This window comes from Geotalea sp. SG265 (genome assembly GCF_022808985.1).
GTDB lineage: Bacteria > Desulfobacterota > Desulfuromonadia > Geobacterales > Geobacteraceae > Geotalea.
The window spans coordinates 256985-275475 of record NZ_JAKZFT010000001.1; the positions used below are offsets into that span (position 1 = coordinate 256985).

Below are 18491 nucleotides of genomic sequence, written 5' to 3' on the forward strand. Positions count from 1 at the left end.
GCAAACAACAAGGGGAAAGGTAGTGACACAGGTGACTTGTCTCAAATGGCCGCTAATCATGGTTACCGCCTTGGCTCTCACCGCATGCGTCAAGGTGGGACCCAATTACGTGAAACCGGAACCGACCGTGCCGCCAAACTGGAGCCGGCTGGACGGCATGGCGGGCTCCGAAACTAAAGCCGCTGCCACCGGCGATATAAGCCGATGGTGGCTCACATTGAATGACCCGTTGCTCTCCGCGCTCGTCGATGAAGCCCTGCAGGCAAGCCCGGACCTGCACAGCGCCTTGGCAAAATTGCGGGAAGCCCGGGCCCGCAGCGCCGTCGCCACCTCCGGGCTTTACCCCAGCGTCACCGGCTCGGGCAGCGCCAGCCGCAACCGGTCGGATAATAGAACGCAGAACCTCTTCCGGGCAGGTTTCGACGCGGAGTGGGAGTTGGATCTGTTCGGCGGAGTGCGGCGGGGCATGGAAGCGGCCACGGCGGATGTGGAATCCTCCGAGGCAAGCCTGGAGAATACCCGGGTTTCCCTGGTGGCGGAAGTGGCGCTGAACTACGTGGAGGTGCGGACTCTGCAGATCCGGCTGCGCATTGCCCGGGACAACCTGGCGAGCCAGACGGAGACGCTGCAGTTGACCGACTGGCGCGCCCAGGCAGGCTTGGTGAGCAGCCAGGATGTGGATCAGGCACGGAGCAACCGGGAGCAGACCCGCGCCCGGATTCCGGCCCTGGAAACCAGCCTCGCCGAAGCGGAACACCGACTGGATGTGCTGCTGGGGAAAACGCCGGGGACCCTGCATGGACAGCTGGCTGCCGGTGGCGATCTCCCCTCGGTGCCCGCTCAGATTGCCGTCGGCATCCCGGCCGATGCTCTGCGCCAGCGCCCTGATGTGCAGAGTGCCGAGCGGAGGTTGGCGGCGGAAACGGCCAGGATCGGAGTAGCCGAAGCGGCCCGTTATCCCTCCTTCAGGCTCTCAGGGTCCATCGGTCTTGAGGCGCTGACCGTGGGGGCCATGGGCGACAGCGGAGCTTTAACCTCGTCCCTGCTTGCCGGCATCACCGCTCCGATCTTCAATGCCGGCAAACTGCGCAACCAGGTGGTGATCCAGGATGCGATACGGGAGCAGGCACAGGTCGCCTACGAGCAGTCGGTGCTCACCGCCTTGCAGGACGTGGAAAATGCCCTGGTGGCTTTCTCTCGCAACCGCGAAAGCAGCGAAGCGCTGATGAACGCAGCCGAATCGGCCCGTAATGCGGCCCAGGCGGCACGGCAGCGGTACGGCGCCGGGCTGATCGACTTTCAATCGGTACTTGATACCGAACGCAACGTGCTGTCTGTTGAAGACAGCCTCGCCAGCACCCGCGCCGATCGGGTACTGGCGCTCATCCGCTTATACAAGGCGCTGGGCGGTGGCTGGTCGCCGCAAAGTCAACCAGGCGCCCATGAGAAGGACAAGTCATGAACGAAAACAAGACAGCACACCCCCAGGGTGTATCCCTGCAACACCTCCTGAATAAAAAGTCCGGCGGATTCTTCTCCCGCCGCTGGCCGGTGCTCACCGGCGCGGTCATTCTGATCGCAGCCGTGGCCTTTTTTACCGCTCGCTCCAACGGCAAGGGTGAAGCCCCACGCTACCACACCGAGGCGGTCGAGTCCGGCACGCTGGTGGTAAACGTCTCCGCCAGCGGCAACCTCCAACCCACCAACCAGGTTGACGTGGGAAGCGAACTCTCGGGCATCGTGGACCGTGTGCTGGTGGACGACAACGATCGGGTGAAACAGGGGCAAGTCCTTGCACGCCTAGATTTGGCAAAACTGCAGGATGCGGTTTCCAAATCGAGGGCTACGCTGGCGGCGGCCGAGGCGCAGGTGCTGCAAGGGCAGGCAACGGTAGCCGAAACGCGTGCCGCACTGTCCCGTTTCCGGCAGGTGGCCCAGCTCTCCGGCGGCAAGGTGCCTTCGAAGAGCGAAATGGACACCGCCGAGGCCAATCTCAAGCGGGCCGAGGCCAATGAGGCGAGCGCCCGAGCCTCCGTCACCCAGGCCCGAGCCAACCTCCAGTCCGACCAGACAAACCTCGCCAAGGCCAGCATCCGTTCACCCATCAACGGGGTAGTGCTGGCACGCAAAGTCCAACCTGGGCAGACGGTCGCAGCCTCCTTCCAGGCGCCGGTTCTCTTTACCCTGGCTGAAGATCTCTCCAAGATGGAATTGCAGGTCAACGTGGACGAAGCCGACGTGGGACAGGTAAAGGTGGGGCAGAAGGCGACCTTCACCGTTGATGCCTGGCCCGGCCGGAAATACGATGCCCTCATCACCCGGGTCGGCTATGGGTCCCAGAAAGTTGAAGGGGTGGTCTCGTACCTGACGGTACTCCAGGTAGCCAATAATGATCTTTCGCTGCGTCCCGGCATGACCGGCATAGCCGAGATCACCACCATTACCCGCGATAAGGCCTTGCTGGTGCCCAACGCCGCCCTGCGCTTCACCCCTCCGGTAACGGCCAGGGCGCAGAAGAAGCGTGGCTTCAGTATCGGCACTCTTTTGATGCCCCGCCCCCCGAGACAGGTGCCAAAGCAGAAACAAGCAGCGAATTCCGGCTCGCCACGGGTCTGGGTGCTGCGGGACGGGCAACCGGCGCCGATCGACGTCAAGACCGGGGCAACCAACGGCCGAATGACCGAGATCACCGGCGGGCAGCTTAAGGAAGGCATGCAAGTGATCACAGAGTCACTGGAGAACTCCCCATGAGCGACGGCGCTCTAATCCGCCTTTCCGGCATCACCAAGACCTATGGCCGTGGCCAGGGCGCCTTTCAGGCCCTAAAAGGGATAGACCTGGCCATCGCCGCAGGTGATTTCGTCGCCATAATGGGTCATAGCGGCTCCGGCAAATCCACCACCATGAATATCCTTGGCTGCCTCGACACCCCCACCAACGGCAGCTACGAGTTTCAGGGGGTGCATGTGGAAAAACTGGAACGCAACCAGCGGGCGCTGCTGCGGCGGCATTACCTGGGCTTCATCTTCCAGGGCTTCAACCTGCTCTCGCGTACCACCGCCCTGGAGAATGTGGAACTGCCGCTGATCTACCGGGGGGAAGCGGCGCCGGTCCGCCATGCAGCCGCGCGCAAAGCTCTGGAGCAGGTCGGTCTGAAAGGATGGGAAGACCACACCCCGGCCGAGCTCTCCGGGGGGCAGCAGCAGCGTGTCGCCATCGCCCGCGCCATCGTTACCCGCCCCACAGTACTCTTGGCGGACGAGCCGACCGGCAATCTGGATACGCGCACCAGTCAGGAAGTCATGGATCTGATAACCCACTTCAACATGGAACTGGGCATCACCGTGCTCATGGTCACCCACGAACCGGACATAGCCGCTTATGCCAAACGGGTCATCCACTTCGTCGATGGACGGGTCGAGACCGACCGGCGCAACCGGGAGAATAACTGATGCTCTGGAACACCATACTCCTCTCCATGCGCGCCATCCGCCGCAACCTGCTGCGCTCCTTTCTCACCGTTCTCGGCATCGTCATCGGCGTTGCCGCCGTTATCACCATGGTCACCCTGGGCAACGGCGCCACCAAATCTGTATCCGACCAGATTTCCAGCATGGGAAGCAATCTCTTGATGCTGGTTCCAGGCCAGCGCTTCGGCCCCGGCTCGGAAGGCGCCCCCAAATTCAAGAGTGCCGACGTGGAGGCGATCCGCAACCAGATCACCACGGTTGAGCGGGTGGCGCCGGTGGTGAACAAAAGCGTGACGACGGTCTACCAGGCAAAGAACTGGCCCACGGTCATCACCGGTACCAACAACGACTATTTCCAGGCTGGTAACTGGGAGCTGGCCGGCGGCCGCAGCTTCACGGACGCAGAGGAACGGGCGGGCAAGGCGGTCTGCGTCATCGGTGAAACGGTGCGCAATAAGCTGTTCGGCGGTCAGAACCCGGTCGGGAGCCAGATCCGCATCAAGCAGTTCTCCTGCGAAGTCATCGGCCTTCTGAAATCAAAGGGGCAGTCGGCTATGGGGTCCGACCAGGACGACAGCATCATCATGCCCCTGCGCACTGTACAGCGCCGCCTTACCGGCACCCAGGACATCAACCGGCTGACGGTCTCGGTCAAGAATGGCGCTTCGATCGACGCGGCAAAGGAACAGCTCACCCTGCTCATGCGCGAGCGCCGCAACATCGCCGAGAATGAGGATGATGATTTCCGGGTCATGGACACCCGGCAGATTGCCCAGACCCTCACCAGCACAACAAAGATCCTCACCATGCTCCTTGGTGCGGTGGCTGCGGTGAGCCTCCTGGTGGGGGGGATCGGCATTATGAACATCATGCTGGTTTCGGTTACTGAGCGGACCCGGGAGATCGGCATCCGCCTGGCCATCGGCGCACTGGAAAGCGAGGTGCTGCTCCAGTTCCTGGTGGAGGCGGTGGTACTCTCCAGCCTCGGCGGCCTGGTCGGCATCGCCCTGGCGACCGGCGCCTCCATCGGTCTTGCCAAGCTCATGGGAATCCCCTACCAGTTCTATGCCGGCATCAACCTGCTCTCCTTCGTCTTTTCGGCAGCCATCGGCGTAATCTTCGGCTTTTTCCCGGCTCGCCGGGCGGCGGGACTGAACCCCATCGATGCCCTGCGGCACGAATGAGGTAAGAGGGGCAAGCCATAACAATGACGAAAATATCCCATATCCACAGATGAAGACTAACCACATCCCTCGCCTGCTCAAACTGGCCGGCCCCATGATCCTCTCCACCTCCGCCATCACCATGATGCAGATCATCGATGCCGTTATCCTGTCGCGCCACTCCGGCGCGGCGGTCGCGGCCTTGGGGCCTTCCGGCATGGCGGTGATCCTCTTTCAGGGATTCCTCTTCGGCACAGCCGGCTATGCCAGCACCTTCGTTGCGCACTGCCACGGCCGTGGCGACACGCAGGCCGTCCGCTCATCGGCCTGGCTCGGCATCCATGCGGCCCTCGTGTCCGGCATCCTGGCCCTGGCAGCCGCCTGGCCCCTTGCCCAGCTTTTCTTTCTGGCCGGACATGGGCCACAGGTTGCCAGTAATGAGAGCAGCTATTTCTTGATCTGCATGGCGGGATCACTGTTCCCGGTTCTGGGTTCGGCCCTGGCCGGGTGGCTCTCGGGGATAGGGCGACCGGTCATCGTCACCGGCGTTACTTTCGTTTCGCTGGCGGTCAACGCTTTCCTGGCATGGGGGCTGGTCCTTGGGGAATGGGGGTTGCCGCGGTTCGGCATGGCAGGAGCGGCCATTGCCACCGTTACGGCACAGATGGTGGCAGCCATCGTTTATGCTCTCATTTTTGCCAAGGCTGGGGGATTCGCCGATGGGGCGGCAAGAAAATTTGACAGGATGGAGTTCCGCCGGTTCCTCTCGCTGGCCATGCCCATGGGGCTCAGGATCAGCGGTGAGCTGGCGGCCTGGACCCTGTTCCTGGTGGTGGTCGGCCGGTTGGGAACGGTGGAACTGGCCGCATCCAGTATCGCCTTCCGCATCAACGGCATGGCGTTCTTTCCTGCCTTCGGCCTTGGTCAGGCGGCAGGGATACTGGTGGGACATGCCCGGGGAGCGGGCAACGACGACGAAATACCGGCGATCGCCTCTCAGGCCCTTTTGGTGTGCGAAATATGGATGCTGGCCATGGCTTGTCTGTTCGCCACCCAGGCAGGCCCGCTCATGTCGACCTTTGCCGGCAATGGCCTGGAAAGCGCGCCAATCGTGGAAACAGGCTCGGTGGTGATGAAGTTCGTGGCCTTTTACTGCCTGTTCGATGCCGCCAATGTCACGATCGGCTGCGTCCTGGCCTCGGTTGGAGACACACGTTGGCTAGCCCGCACCTTCCTTGTCTCTTCCACTGCTTTCCTGGTCCTGCTATGGCTCATCGACTGGACCTGCCCCAGCCTGGCGGCGGAGTGGGCGCTGGCCACGGTCTTCGTCTTTGCCACAGCGGTTATCTGGCTGCTGCGCTTTCACAGCGAAGGTTGGAGGTGTACCAGCGTGATGAATGGGACAAAGGCATCCTTCTAGCTGGCTTTACGATGTCTTTTCCAGCCCAACCAACCATGCAGAATCATTTACCGGATGACCAGTTCACTCACGGTCAAGGTTCCAGCTGATATGGTCAACGAGCCATCGACGGTGGTGAAGCCGGTGGTGGAAAGGAAGGAGCTGTCTTTGCCGCCGGACAGGGTAATCTCCTTTTCACCATTGAACAATAGTGACTCGACGAATGTGTCTACCCCGGCCTCAATAGTCCCGGCAGCGGTAATGGCACCATAGGCCGCCTGCAGTGAAGCGAAATATGAGGCTCCCACCCTTGCATTCTGCTTGAGGCTGAAGCCTGCGCTGACGGATTGAGTGGATGACATGCCGATGCTACACGGCCCGGTGCCGCTGCAGCCGCCCCCCCACCCGGTAAAAAGGGAATCCCACCTGGGCAGGGGGGTGAGGGTAACGGCAGAATTGGTGACAAAGGACGCGGTGCAACCGCTGGATGAGCCGGTCGTACATGTGATGCCGGCAGGGTTGCTGCTGACCGTCCCCCATCCGGCGCCGGTCAAGGAAGCAGTGAGGCTCAGGGAGCCGGAGTTCGGCGTGACGCTGTTGGAGGGGGAAGAAAGGGGACCTGTCCCGGCACCGTTGGTGGCAGTGACCGTAAAGGTGTATGCCGTCCCATTGTTCAGGCCGGTAAGCTTCAGGGGACTGGCGGGGCCGCTGACGGCCATGCCTCCGGGATTGGAGATGACGGTATACGAGGTTATGGAGCTCCCCCCGTCGCTGGCAGGGGGGCTGAAAGTCACTGTTGCCTCTCCGTTCCCTGCAGTTGCAGAACCAATTGTCGGAGCCCCCGGAGGGGTAACGGCAGCGAATGTGGCGCTGATGCTGTGATCGGCGGTCACCGGGCCGAAGGAATAGGTAAATTGTTCCCTGTTGGCAACGGTCTGGGCGACAGCATCGACGGTCACAGCGGTGAGATAACTGCCGGCAGCGGGCGTGGCATTACATGAGGTGACGGTATTGTAACTGACAGTGGTGCCCGGGGTGCAGGTAAGGGAGCCGTTACCGGTCATGGCAGTACCGATGGTATAGGTATTGGGAGCAAACGAAAAGATAACCGAGCAGTCAGCGGTGATCGCTCCAGTAGTGTAACTGGTGCCGCTCAGGCTTCCCGTGGGGCAGGTTCCGCCGGTCGGGGTGCCTGTATGGTAACCTGCAGCCGGTGCCAGGGCAAACGTGGCTGTCTGCCCTCCCGTCACCGAAACTGGATTGGCTGACGCGATTGTCCCGTTGCCGCCGTCAACGCTTGCAGTAATCATGTGGGTAGACAGGGCGTTTATGGCGGAATCGACGCGGATCCTGGGTTTCACCAGGCCGTTGCGCGAATCGGTCACCGGCACCCCTGTCGATGCCAGTGCGTCGAGAACTTCCGTCACGGAGGCAGCCGGCTTGGCCGATTTGATAACTGCCCACGCGCCTGTCACGTGGGGAGTCGCCATGGAGGTGCCGCTCAGATAGGCGTACCCGGTTCCGGGGACCGACGAATAAATAGAGCTTCCCGGAGCGAGGAGATTGAGAAAGGAAGCACTGTTTGAGTAAGAGGCGACGACATCGGACTTGCTGGTGGCGCCGACGCTGATGGCACTGGAAATACAGGCTGGGGCAGAAATTCCGGATGAGTTGGCATCGTTACCGGAGGCGATAACCGTGGCTATGCCGACACTGCGAAGGGCATCGATAGCGGCTTTCTCGGAGGTAACGTTGGAATCTGAATCGCAGTAGGAGGCGTAGGCACCTCCCCCCAGGCTCAAATTAGCGGCAGAGATGCTGTAGGTGCTCCGTAAATCATAGACCCGCTGCAGGGCACTGACCTGATCGGAGATATACGACATTATGCAGGGGCCGGTTGCGCCTACGCCGCACTGGGCAGTGTCGAACTGGGAAAACACCTGAATGGCGATGATATTTGCATCCCTGGCAACACCACTGAATGATGCACCCTTCCCAGCCGCGATCCCGGCCACATGGGTGCCGTGCTCGCAGCCGGGCAACGTAGGGCTGCAGTTTCCCCCGGCCCCGGGAAGCGTCGATCCTGATTTACAGAGAGCTGTCGATCCGTTCAGCCTGCTGGTGGTGGAATAGCAAGCCTCTGAGACGACCTTGCCCGTGAGGAACGGATGGGCCTTGTCGACCCCGGTGTCGAGAATGGCAACCATCTGACCGCTGCCGCTGTAGCCGTTGAAGAGGTTTCCCACGGCGCCGATCAACGGGACGCTCTCGGAAAGGGAAAGTGGAAGCGGCAGATCCTCCTCGATCAGATCAATCTCGGGAAGGGCTAGCAGTGCTTCGTATTCGGCACGATCGACCTCCAGTGCCATAAAAGGGATAAAAGGGAAGCGTTTTGCTTCTGCCAGATGCTCATGTGAGAGGAGTGCCCCAACTTTGGATTGTCCCCGGGCGATTGCTGCTCGTTGGGCTTGGACCGCCGCTGCATCGGAAAGTTCCCCTTCGGGAATGAACCCTTGCGGAAGATCGGCGGGAGGAGCAAGGCGGACAATGATTCTCGCCGCTCCGCGCGCAGCAAGGCTTGCCTCTATGCTGTTCTGTGCCGGGGAATGCAATACAGGCGCATTCGCAGGGCGTGATGAGCCAATTAACGGCGTTGTCTCCCCCGCGGCCAAACCTGCTGTGGCAATGGCGACAATAGCTAAGGTAATGAATACAAGCAGTCTCTTCAGGTACACGGTTTTCCTTGTTTATTATCTGGAAGGGCGACAGGTAAAGGAGCAAAAAATATACCTGTCCTCTGCAGAAAGATGGCTGCCTAATCTGTGCAACCGATCGTAAATGAGAGATTCAAACGGACCGCAATTGGACCGACAGGCAAAACAAAAAGCCCTTTCAAGTTTCCTTGAAAGGGCTATTGTTTGTGGCGTCCCCTACCGGATTTGAACCGGTGTCGCCGCCGTGAAAGGGCGGTGTCCTGGGCCGGGCTAGACGAAGGGGACATGGTGAGCCGCGTTGGGGTCGAACCAACGACCACCTGATTAAAAGTCAGGTGCTCTACCGACTGAGCTAGCGGCTCGAAACTGCGTGCTGCAGCGAAGTCCCATTTATACTAAAACTTTTTTTCACCGTCAACACTTTTTTCCATAATTTATTTTAAGCTTCGAACGGGTTGCGCAGCATGATGGTCTGGTCACGCCGTGGACCGACGGAAACGAGAACGATCTGGCAGCCGGCCAGCTCTTCCAGGCGCTTCACATATTTTTTCGCCTTCTCGGGCAGTTCTTCGAACGTTCTGGCAGCGCTGATGTCCGCCTTCCACCCAGGCATCTCCTCGTATACCGGCTGGCATTTCTCGAAAATATCCAGATTGGCCGGAACTTCGCTGAGGAACTTGCCGTTGTAGGAATAGCCGGTGCATACCTTAATTGTTTCAAAATCACTGAGAACGTCAAGCTTGGTCAGGGCGATTCCCGTAAGACCGTTGACCCGTACGGCGTATTTGATAACCAGGGCATCGAACCAGCCGCAACGGCGGGGCCGCCCGGTGGTGGCGCCGAATTCGCCGCCGGTCTGGCGCAATTTTTCCCCATCGGCATCCTCGAGCTCTGTAGGGAACGGACCGCTGCCGACACGGGTGACATAGGCCTTGGAGATGCCGATGATCTCATGGATGTCTCGCGGGCTAGCCCCGGAACCGGTGCAGGCACCGCCGGCGCAGGTGGATGATGAGGTCACATACGGATAAGTGCCGTGATCCACATCCAGCAGCGTTCCCTGGGCGCCTTCGAAGAGCAGCTTCTTCCCGGCCTTCAGATCCTGGTGCAGAACCAAAGTGGTATCGGCAACGTAGGTGCGCAGGGTATCGGCGAAGGCACTGTATTCGTCGAAGATTTCCTCGAAGGTGAAAGGTTTTTCTCCCAGCATCTTCTCCAGGATGAAGTTCTTCTCTTCCAGGCTTTCTTTCAATTTGCGGGTAAAGACCTGCTTGTCCAGAAGATCCATGAGCCGGATGCCGCGCCGGCCGATCTTGTCTTCATATGCTGGTCCGATCCCCCTGCCGGTGGTGCCGATCTTCTTGGCGCCGCTCTTCGCCTCGCGGGCGATGTCTATCCGCTTGTGGTACGGCATGATGATATGCAGCGATTCGGAAAGGAGCAGAACACCGTCGTCCTGAAACTTTCCCTTGGCTTTCAAATTGGTGATTTCCTTGATGAATACTTCGGGATCGAGCACTACTCCGTTACCGATTATGCAGCGTTTTCCCTTGTGCAGTATTCCCGATGGAATCAGATGCAGCACGATCTTCTCATCGCCGACAACAAGTGTGTGGCCGGCATTGTTTCCACCCTGGTACCGCACCACATCGTCGGCGAATTCCGTATAAATATCGACGACCTTTCCTTTACCCTCGTCGCCCCACTGGGCACCAACTACCACGACGTTAGCCATTGACGTCTCCTTACAGCTCAATTTTAAGGGAATAATCATCCCTCAACAGGTCCGCTTTCTTGATGGCAATCCCTTTACGGTCAGCCACCTGGACCAGGTACACTTCATCTTCGGCGCAGTAATTACCGCCGATCACCAGCATCTGCCTGATATTCATACGTTTTGCATAGGCAAGGGAATTGTCGAAATCCCTCCGGATGATGTCCCGGGCGGTGGTAAACCCCCTGTCGCGCAGCTTCTGTGCTATCTCCAGGACCTCCCGCCGATCCTCCTTCAGATTGAAGAGAAGGAAATCCCGTGTCCGTGTTGCCTCCATCTCCGGTTGCTTTTCCAGGACCTTCAGTAATGCAAGGATGTTGAAGGCGAAACCGGTCGCCGGGGCCGGCCGGCCATATTTGGCCGTCAATCCGTCATAGCGCCCGCCGCCGCATACCGCCTCGCCCAGCCCTCCGACAAAGCCTTCGAAGGTCAGGCCAGAGTGATAGTCGAGGCCGCGGATCTCTCCCAGATCAATGGTAATGTAGTCGGAAACGCCGTAGATATCGAGAATTTCCAACACCTCGGCGATATTTTCCAGGGCTTTCCTGGAACGATCGTTACCGGCCGCCTTTTCTGCGAGGGCAAGCACCTCTCTGCCGCCGAAAAGCCTGGGCAGGGCAGCAATCTCTTCCTTCGCCCGATCGGTGATCGCTTCCCTGTCGAGGATTTCCCCCACCGCCGAAGCATCCTTCTTGGCAATGGCGTCCTGCAGGAGGGTGTGCGCTGAGGCGGATAGCCCGGCAGCAAGCATGATACCGCGGAAAAAGTCCACCTGGCCCAAGTCAATCTTGAACTTTTCCAGCCCGAGGCTACGCAGTGCCTCGACTGCCATGGCCACCATTTCCGCATCGGCCTCCGGAGAGTTCAAACCGATCAGTTCCACCCCCGACTGTAAGATCTCGCGGCTCCGGCCCGACTGCACCGCAGCGTGACGAAGCACCCGTCCGTTGTAGTAAATGCGCAGGGGAAGCGGATAGCCGAGCATGCGGGTAGCCACAATGCGGGCTATCTGGGGAGTAATATCGGGGGGAATGGCCAACAACCTGCCGGTCTGGCGGTCGTCAAAGCGGAAGGTTTTCTCCTTGAGGTCTTCTCCCATGCCCAGGGCAATCACGTCGTGGAATTCCAGGAGCGGCGTCATAACCCGCCTGAATCCCCACAGCTCGAAGACGCGGCTGATCCTCCCCTCGATATGGGCGATCTCGTCGGCCTTCTCCGGCAGAAAGTCCGTAACACCCTTTGGCAAGGGGGCTTCAATGGATGGCGGAATGGTCAAAATCTCTCCCGGCAAAAATGTTGAATAGAAAACGGCAAAACGCCTGAAAGGCTAGCAGTATCCCAATGCCATGTCAACAGTTAAATGGGGACAAAAAAGGGTGCCGACTGCGGCACCCTCTTGCATAAAAGACGCTTTTGGGACCTATTCGACTTTCTTGACGACGATGGCGCTCGCCCCTTCATTCAGCAGCCCTTTCTTCTTCACCACCTCAAGAAGAATCAGCTCTTTTGCGGCAGAGTCGTAGTCATAGTCGGCCAGGTAATTCTGACTCTCTTTGGTATGCCATTTTTCATCCAGAGTTGCACCAGTCCAGGCAAAAGCGAATACGGAATTTTTCTTGTAGGACCGATTGTTGCCGAAAACGAAGAAACCTTGATTTTTCGGAACGATGATATCGTTTTCGGGGGTGACGAAAATGCGCTGTTCCAGGAAAGTCCAGCGGTAATCACTACCCGTTGCGCGGGTATTGCCCATGTCCTGGCGCTTCACATAAACCTCGCATCCCCCGAATTTGTCACTGCTGCGCCACAATTCCTCTCCCGACTCAGCATAAACCAGCAGGTAGCCGTCCTCATGGACGACTACAGTGTACTCCTTGCCGGCAGCATCACGAAACCTGTTGAAATTGTAGATATTGGCAAACCTGGGCAATTTGACGGCACTACCCATGCCATAACCGTTGACGGTCTTGATCAACTCCCTGACATCGCCATAGAAATCGGTATCCGTGCTCATCTGCTGTACGTACATCTTCTTTGTTTTTCCATCAAGTGCCAGCGCCCGGAAATAGTAAGGTAGATTTCCCGCCACCTTCTGCAAGCGGCCCTCTTTCTCGGTCCATATTTCGGAAGCGAGCGAGTCTCCCTTGACCAGGGTGATATAGACTTCGGGAGTACCATCCCCATCCATATCGCCCGTATCCACACCGACCGGTTTTGCACCATCTGCAAAAGTAATCGTCGCAATGAGCTTAGGTTCAGAGGACTGGTGATAGAGAAACAGTGCGTGCTCACCCAGGGCATAGATTTCTCTGCCCCCATTGTCCAAAGTGCGCCCACGAGCAACCCCCACTAAAGCTTCCGGCAGCCGGGTTGCGTTCGGATTGGCAGGACGGGTTACTGCAGGCTCAGGCCTGACAATATCGGAAGCGTGTACCGGTACTGCCGATTGCGGCGCAGCCAGAGGAGCGGTTGCCGGCACAGTGGCCAAGTCAGGTTTCAAGGAAACAGCATCCGCAGAAAGTCTCCTGGTTATTTCTGCGTTCAGCCGCTGTGCCAGTTTGGTCATGGCCGGAATGAGATCATCCTCTCCTCCCCCCTGCTCGAAGGCCCTCGCCACGACCTTCCCGGCACGGTCCCTTGCCACCGCATCCAGGCTGAAAAGTCTGCCGGCTTTCGTATAGCTGCACTCGACGATAAGATCGCCGCCGGACTTGCTTTCGACTGTGGCCAGCGAGTCGTTGTTCAGACGTGAAACAAGCAACATCTGCAGTGTACTTTTGAGATCAGCCTGTTCTGGAGCACCATTTATCCTGAATTCGTTGACATACACCGGAATTGTTCCTGCGATTGATTGTCCGCAGGCCAAGAAGAGGGAAAGAACGGTAGCGAGGAACAGAAAGGTTTTTTCCATGGCAAAATCTCCTTCACGAGCAAAAGAAAGGTCAGACACTAAAGCTGTTTGACTGCCGGCCGCGAGATTATCTCAGGAGGGTATTGTGAAGTCAAAGGGTTTGTGTGGGAAACGGGGGGCGGGCACAAAAAAAGGAGAGTTTCCTCTCCTGGGAGCTATCGCCATCGTACATCAGAAAGGCTCCTGTTACTGTGAACCACCTTTGAGGCCCAGCAACGTATCGAGCATGTCGTTTGCCTCGGCAAGCTTAGTCTGCAGTCTCTTCAGTTCCTCGGGACTGTAAACCCTGTTCCCCTTCTTGATCTCCGCATTCAGCTTCTTAATCTTCTTCTGGATGCTGTCTACCTGGGATGCACAATTCTTTGAGGCCAGCAAGCATTCATCCTTCTGATCCTTCGTCGTGTCCGCCCCATACGCCGGGACGGTCGTTGCCAACCACAACGCCGAGATAATCATGACTGACAGTTTCCCCATGTGTGTCTCCCCCCTTTTGCGGTCGAGTAAACCATTAAGAAAAGTAAATCATTTTTTCTCTACTTGTCAAAAAAAAGCCGGCGGGTCGCCCCGCCGGCCAAGAGCAATCCATAAGACAAATTAGAAAACGTAGTTCAGCATGACGGTTGAGTAGAAGGGGTCGTTGGGCTTGTCGCCAGCAGCAATGGCAGCACCAGTATTCGCATTTTTTGCGTTACCCTTGTAGTAGTTGCCCAGTTTCATGAAAGCACCGACCACACTAACATTCAGGTTATCCGTCAGCTTGTAACCGACCTCTGCATTGATTTCCGTACCGAGGTACTTGCTGTCTGCTGAACCAGAATTACCATTGGTCTTGGCAACAGCACCTGCACCGATATTGGCATTGCCATAGAGCTTGTCGGTGAACTTCATGTCATAGCCAAGAGCGCCAACAGTCATACCCTGGTTTTTGTTGTTGGAGGAACCCACGATGTACCCACCGGAATTGATCTCATACTTGGAACGGAGCAGGATGTGCAGATTTGCGCCATAGAAGGTGTTTTCGGACACACCGGAGCTGGTGGTATTCTGAACCGACTGAAAGGCGTTGCTGTTTCCCGCTCCCGGAGTACTGTCGCCGGAGGTGTAGGCAGCAACGAAATTAACCGTACCGGGGCCTGCCGCAACCTTGCTGCCCACATACCCGCCAAAAGCGCTCAGATGGCCTTTTACCGGGGTATCCAATGTACCGAATTGATAAATGAGACCGCCGTCGATGGTCGCAATACCCACTTTTGCCTGGGCATTAACCCCGACCATGTGCGTGATGCTCGAATTGGCAACACGCCCGGAATTGGTGCCAGTGGAAGCAGTTGTTGCAGCATCAGTGGTAAATGCACCGGCAAGTGCAGCATTGTCGGCATTGAGGTCATCATTGAGCAGGTAGTAGGTAGCACCTACTCTGAAATCCTTGGTGACATTGTATTTGGAGTCGAGAGCTAGAAAATCACGGGTATTTTTACCAGATAGTGCTTTTTCAAACCCTTTGCGACCGGCGTCGTCGTCGAAACGGAAAAAACCGATGGAGTTTGCCAGGTCGCCGTATTTTGCAGAGGCAAGGACACCGGCCATATCAGCGTTGACCACGAGGCCGCCATAGGAGTCTACCCACGGCTGCATACCGACTTTGAAATTGATCTTGGTGGCAGTGGGGAGGTTGAAATCAAGATAGACGCTCTTGGTTTCGAGGTTGACTTCATCGGCGCCAAGTGCACCACCATTATTCCTGCCAACGTTGTAGGAGTTATCGCCGAATTTGCTGTAGTCAAGCTCGAAGTGGGTGACCAGCTTCAGATCGTCACTGGCTTTGGCGCTGTACAGCAGGCGGGCACGCTGCTCCAGGAAGGTCTTTGTCTGGGGATCATCGCTAATAGTGGCAAAGTGGGCTCCAGAAGCATTCTGGACGTTGGACATCACCCCTTTGAAACGATACATCCCATGAAATTCATTCTCAAAAGCCATGGCGGGAACTGCGGTGGCTGCGGTCAGGGCGCCCACTGCGGCAACTGCCAACATTTTTTTCTTCAAACTCATGTGTGCCTCCTTCATTGTTGTAAATAATAGAAATAACAAGCAGTTACAGCAACTTCTGGATCATCACCACCTTTCCTCCCAAAATCAGGTCCGAAAACACCAATGGATAAAACAAAAAAGCCCCGGCGCATCCGGTCAAAGGGACAGGCAGGGGCTTACAACAGCAATCGGGGCAGCATTACCATGCCACCCTTTTGCGGCAACCGGTGGGCTAAGCTGTAGATCTCTCTGTGTTGAGTTTGATAACGGCATGGACACCCAGTTGTTTTCAATTTTCGGACGATACTATATCCGCTCGTTCAATTTGTCAACAATCCTTATTAAATTGCCCTTAACACCCAGCGCGGGCAGCATCGATCAGGGTCAATGGGTAATCCTTATACTTTTTTTGCAAACAAAAGTCAAGCGTTTTCAAACAATGTTTCAAAAACTGAAACTTCAAAAAAAAGAGAGGCCGTTTTCGGCCTCTCCCTCCATGGCGCCATGGGGTTTTAAAATTAATGAGCAGATTGGCAGAGCTCCGTCAAGACACCATTGCTGCTCTTGGGATGAACAAAGGCAATTAGTGCTCCATGGGCACCCTTTCGCGGTGTTTTATCGATCATGCGCGCCCCGTCCGCTTCCAATTTTGCTATGGCAGCGGCAATATCATTTACTTCATATGCCACATGATGAATACCGGGGCCATTTTTCTCCAAAAACTTTGCAATGGGACTTTCGGTACTGGTCGGCTCAAGGAGTTCTATCTTCGACTCGCCGATTTCCAGAAAAGCCACCCTCACCTGCTGCTCGGGCACCTCTTCAGTTCCCTTGAATGCCATACCCAGCTGATCCCGGTAATAGGGGAGAGCATCAGCCAGGGCATTGACCGCCACTCCCAAATGATTGATCTTCGTCAGCATAACAATCCTTTCTCGCAAAGCGCCGCTATCACCGGCGGCGCCGCATGTCAACTTACAGCACCACCGTCTCCCGATGCTTTCCGAACACCTCGCGGAAGACGTCCGCGATCTCTCCCAGGGTCGCATAGGCCTTGACCGCTTCGAGGATGTACGGCATGAGGTTGTCGGTTCCCTTGGCCGTTTCTTCCAGCTTCTTCAGGGTTGCCTTGACCTTGTCGTTGTCCCGCTTGGCCTTCACTTCCGCCAATGCCTGTTTCTGGAATATCTCCACTTCTTCCTTCACCTTCAAGAGCCCGGCAGGAGGGGGTTCCTGGATGGTGAACTTATTGACGCCGACTATGACCAGGTCGTTGGTTTCTATGGCACGCTGGTAGGCAAAGGCGGAATCCTGAATTTCTTTCTGCTGGAATCCCTGGGAGATGGCTTCGACTGCTCCGCCGAGGTTGTCGATCTTGTCGATGTAGTCGAAGGCGGCTTTTTCGATCTGGTCGGTGAGGGATTCGACCAAGTAGCTACCGGCCAGGGGATCGATGGAATCGGCCACGCCGGATTCGTAGGCTAGGACCTGCTGGGTGCGCAGGGCAATCCGCACGGAGTCTTCGGTGGGGAGCGCCAGGGCTTCGTCCCGGGAGTTGGTATGCAGGGACTGGGTGCCGCCGAGGACTGCTGCCAGGGCCTGAATGGTGACGCGCATGATGTTGTTGTCGGGCTGTTGGGCGGTGAGGGTGCAGCCAGCGGTCTGGGTATGGAAGCGCAGCATCATGGATTTGGGATTCTTGGCCTTGAAGCGCTCTTTCATGATCTTGGCCCACATGCGACGGGCGGCCCGGAACTTGGCTACTTCTTCCAGAAGGTTGTTGTGGGCGTTGAAGAAGAAGGCGAGGCGAGGGGCGAATTCGTCCACATCTAGGCCGGCCTTGATGGCGGCATCAACATAGGCGATGCCGTCGGCGAGGGTGAAGGCTACTTCCTGGACGGCGCTGGATCCGGCTTCGCGGATATGGTAGCCGGAGATGGAGATGGTGTTCCACTTGGGTACCTGGTCCTTGCAGTAGGCGAAGATGTCGGTGATGATGCGCATGGAGGGCTTGGGTGGATAGATATAGGTGCCCCGGGCCATGTACTCCTTGAGGATGTCGTTCTGAATGGTGCCGGAGATCTTGTCGGAGGAGACCCCTTGCTTTTCGGCGACGGCAATATACATGGCGAGCAGGATGGCGGCGGTGGAGTTGATGGTCATGGAGGTGGAGACCTTGTCCAGGGGGATGCCGTCGAAGAGTACTTCCATGTCGGCGAGGGAGTCGATGGCGACCCCTACCTTGCCCACTTCACCGCGGCTCATGCCGGCATCGGAATCGTAGCCCATCTGGGTGGGGAGGTCGAAGGCGACGGAAAGGCCGGTCTGCCCTGCCTGGAGGAGGTATTTGTAGCGTTCGTTGGATTCCTTGGCGGTGCCGAAACCGGCATACTGGCGCATGGTCCAGAAGCGTCCCCGGTACATGGTGGGCTGGACGCCACGGGTGAAGGGGTACTCGCCGGGGAAGCCGAGCTTTTCTTCATAGCCGGGAAGTTCGAAGTCGGGGGTGAAACAGCGCTCCATCTCTATATCGGAGGTCGTCCGGAACTCCTCCTTGCGCTCCGGCGCCTTGGCCAGATTCTTCGTCACCATGTTTTCCTGCCATCCCTTCTTGGAATCCGAAATACCCATTGTGCTCTCCTTGTCGTTTTAGGAAAAATGTGGATAGTAAGGTAGCTTTATCCACTTGCAATTTATGTGTTAATGGTCATAAAATTTAATCATCTACCGGTGCTTCATGAAGTGAGAAAGGAGAAAGCCATGAAATGCCCAGTATGCAAAAGCCGGCAGCACAAGGACATGGAGCTTCATTCCGACGGCTTCACCGAAGACATCATGGAGTGCCCCAGTTGTGGAACCATGTGGTCGGTGAATCATGGGGTCACCGAGATCATCAAAGACCCCCAGGAAAAGTCGTTTCTCGAAGCACAGTCGGAGTGCGTAGAGGGGGACGACTACAACCTGCACTGAAGATGCTGAAACAGCAAACCCCGCTTCATAGGCGGGGCGGCGTGATTATGGAAGGGCTCCCT

Annotated in this window: 14 protein-coding genes and 2 tRNA genes; 6 read left to right on the forward strand and 10 right to left on the reverse strand. The window is 57.4% G+C overall.

The annotated features are described in order from the left end of the window. The first annotated feature begins 22 nt into the window (after positions 1 to 22). Genes ML541_RS01290 through ML541_RS01310 form a run of 5 tightly spaced genes read left to right on the forward strand, consistent with a single transcriptional unit; the run spans position 23 to position 6053 of the window. Positions 23 to 1462, forward strand: coding sequence for an efflux transporter outer membrane subunit (locus ML541_RS01290; protein ID WP_243369968.1), 1440 nt, complete (start codon positions 23 to 25; stop codon positions 1460 to 1462). Continuing rightward, positions 1459 to 2751, forward strand: a complete 1293-nt coding sequence (locus tag ML541_RS01295) for an efflux RND transporter periplasmic adaptor subunit (RefSeq protein ID WP_243369969.1) — start codon at positions 1459 to 1461, stop codon at positions 2749 to 2751. Before ML541_RS01290 ends, ML541_RS01295 begins: the two co-directional genes overlap by 4 nt. Next, positions 2748 to 3452: an ABC transporter ATP-binding protein gene (locus tag ML541_RS01300; protein ID WP_243369970.1), complete on the forward strand. Its 705-nt coding sequence runs from the start codon at positions 2748 to 2750 to the stop codon at positions 3450 to 3452. The genes ML541_RS01295 and ML541_RS01300 overlap by 4 nt, the downstream gene beginning before the upstream one ends. After that, complete coding sequence (locus ML541_RS01305; RefSeq protein ID WP_243369971.1) at positions 3452 to 4654, forward strand: ABC transporter permease; 1203 nt, start codon at positions 3452 to 3454, stop codon at positions 4652 to 4654. Before ML541_RS01300 ends, ML541_RS01305 begins: the two co-directional genes overlap by 1 nt. A gap of 49 nt (positions 4655 to 4703) precedes the next feature. Next, positions 4704 to 6053, forward strand: coding sequence for an MATE family efflux transporter (locus tag ML541_RS01310; protein WP_243369972.1), 1350 nt, complete (start codon positions 4704 to 4706; stop codon positions 6051 to 6053). Between the two features lie 47 nt (positions 6054 to 6100). Here the strand turns inward: ML541_RS01310 and ML541_RS01315 are convergent, their stop codons facing one another. The 10 genes from ML541_RS01315 to ML541_RS01360 all read right to left on the reverse strand — a co-directional run bounded on the left by ML541_RS01315 (position 6101) and on the right by ML541_RS01360 (position 18090). Further along, positions 6101 to 8767, reverse strand: a complete 2667-nt coding sequence (locus tag ML541_RS01315; RefSeq protein ID WP_243369973.1) for a S8 family serine peptidase — start codon at positions 8765 to 8767, stop codon at positions 6101 to 6103. 186 nt (positions 8768 to 8953) lie between these two features. After that, positions 8954 to 9031: transfer RNA gene (locus ML541_RS01320), tRNA-Glu, on the reverse strand. A gap of 1 nt (position 9032) precedes the next feature. Beyond that, positions 9033 to 9108, reverse strand: a tRNA-Lys gene (locus ML541_RS01325). 77 nt (positions 9109 to 9185) lie between these two features. Then, positions 9186 to 10481, reverse strand: coding sequence for an adenylosuccinate synthase (locus ML541_RS01330; RefSeq protein WP_243369974.1), 1296 nt, complete (start codon positions 10479 to 10481; stop codon positions 9186 to 9188). Between the two features lie 10 nt (positions 10482 to 10491). After that, positions 10492 to 11796, reverse strand: a complete 1305-nt coding sequence (locus tag ML541_RS01335) for an ATP phosphoribosyltransferase regulatory subunit (protein ID WP_243369975.1) — start codon at positions 11794 to 11796, stop codon at positions 10492 to 10494. Between the two features lie 144 nt (positions 11797 to 11940). Next, the gene (locus ML541_RS01340; RefSeq protein ID WP_243369976.1) at positions 11941 to 13431 is read right to left on the reverse strand and encodes a VCBS repeat-containing protein; all 1491 of its coding nucleotides are present in this window, start codon (positions 13429 to 13431) and stop codon (positions 11941 to 11943) included. A 186-nt stretch (positions 13432 to 13617) separates the two neighbouring features. Then, positions 13618 to 13905 carry a hypothetical protein gene (locus ML541_RS01345; protein ID WP_243369977.1) on the reverse strand — a complete coding sequence of 96 codons (288 nt, stop codon included), beginning with the start codon at positions 13903 to 13905 and terminating at the stop codon, positions 13618 to 13620. A gap of 120 nt (positions 13906 to 14025) precedes the next feature. After that, positions 14026 to 15480, reverse strand: coding sequence for a hypothetical protein (locus ML541_RS01350; protein WP_243369978.1), 1455 nt, complete (start codon positions 15478 to 15480; stop codon positions 14026 to 14028). A 497-nt stretch (positions 15481 to 15977) separates the two neighbouring features. Further along, positions 15978 to 16382, reverse strand: coding sequence for a methylmalonyl-CoA epimerase (gene mce / locus ML541_RS01355; protein ID WP_243369979.1), 405 nt, complete (start codon positions 16380 to 16382; stop codon positions 15978 to 15980). A 52-nt stretch (positions 16383 to 16434) separates the two neighbouring features. Next, positions 16435 to 18090 carry a methylmalonyl-CoA mutase family protein gene (locus ML541_RS01360; RefSeq protein ID WP_243369980.1) on the reverse strand — a complete coding sequence of 552 codons (1656 nt, stop codon included), beginning with the start codon at positions 18088 to 18090 and terminating at the stop codon, positions 16435 to 16437. Between the two features lie 129 nt (positions 18091 to 18219). Between ML541_RS01360 and ML541_RS01365 the strand changes: the two genes are divergently transcribed. Beyond that, positions 18220 to 18429 carry a hypothetical protein gene (locus tag ML541_RS01365; RefSeq protein ID WP_243369981.1) on the forward strand — a complete coding sequence of 70 codons (210 nt, stop codon included), beginning with the start codon at positions 18220 to 18222 and terminating at the stop codon, positions 18427 to 18429. Positions 18430 to 18491 lie beyond the last annotated feature (62 nt).

What these genes read in the sequence shown, in the direction of transcription:
- ML541_RS01295 (WP_243369969.1), top strand. Translation starts at nt 1,459, where the DNA reads ATGAACGAAAACAAGACAGCACACCCCCAGGGTGTATCCCTGCAACAC.
- ML541_RS01300 (WP_243369970.1), top strand. Translation starts at nt 2,748, where the DNA reads ATGAGCGACGGCGCTCTAATCCGCCTTTCCGGCATCACCAAGACCTAT.
- ML541_RS01305 (WP_243369971.1), top strand. Translation starts at nt 3,452, where the DNA reads ATGCTCTGGAACACCATACTCCTCTCCATGCGCGCCATCCGCCGCAAC.
- ML541_RS01310 (WP_243369972.1), top strand. Translation starts at nt 4,704, where the DNA reads ATGAAGACTAACCACATCCCTCGCCTGCTCAAACTGGCCGGCCCCATG.
- ML541_RS01330 (WP_243369974.1), bottom strand. Translation starts at nt 10,481, where the DNA reads ATGGCTAACGTCGTGGTAGTTGGTGCCCAGTGGGGCGACGAGGGTAAA.
- ML541_RS01340 (WP_243369976.1), bottom strand. Translation starts at nt 13,431, where the DNA reads ATGGAAAAAACCTTTCTGTTCCTCGCTACCGTTCTTTCCCTCTTCTTG.
- ML541_RS01345 (WP_243369977.1), bottom strand. Translation starts at nt 13,905, where the DNA reads ATGGGGAAACTGTCAGTCATGATTATCTCGGCGTTGTGGTTGGCAACG.
- ML541_RS01350 (WP_243369978.1), bottom strand. Translation starts at nt 15,480, where the DNA reads ATGAGTTTGAAGAAAAAAATGTTGGCAGTTGCCGCAGTGGGCGCCCTG.
- mce (WP_243369979.1), bottom strand. Translation starts at nt 16,382, where the DNA reads ATGCTGACGAAGATCAATCATTTGGGAGTGGCGGTCAATGCCCTGGCT.
- ML541_RS01360 (WP_243369980.1), bottom strand. Translation starts at nt 18,090, where the DNA reads ATGGGTATTTCGGATTCCAAGAAGGGATGGCAGGAAAACATGGTGACG.
- ML541_RS01365 (WP_243369981.1), top strand. Translation starts at nt 18,220, where the DNA reads ATGAAATGCCCAGTATGCAAAAGCCGGCAGCACAAGGACATGGAGCTT.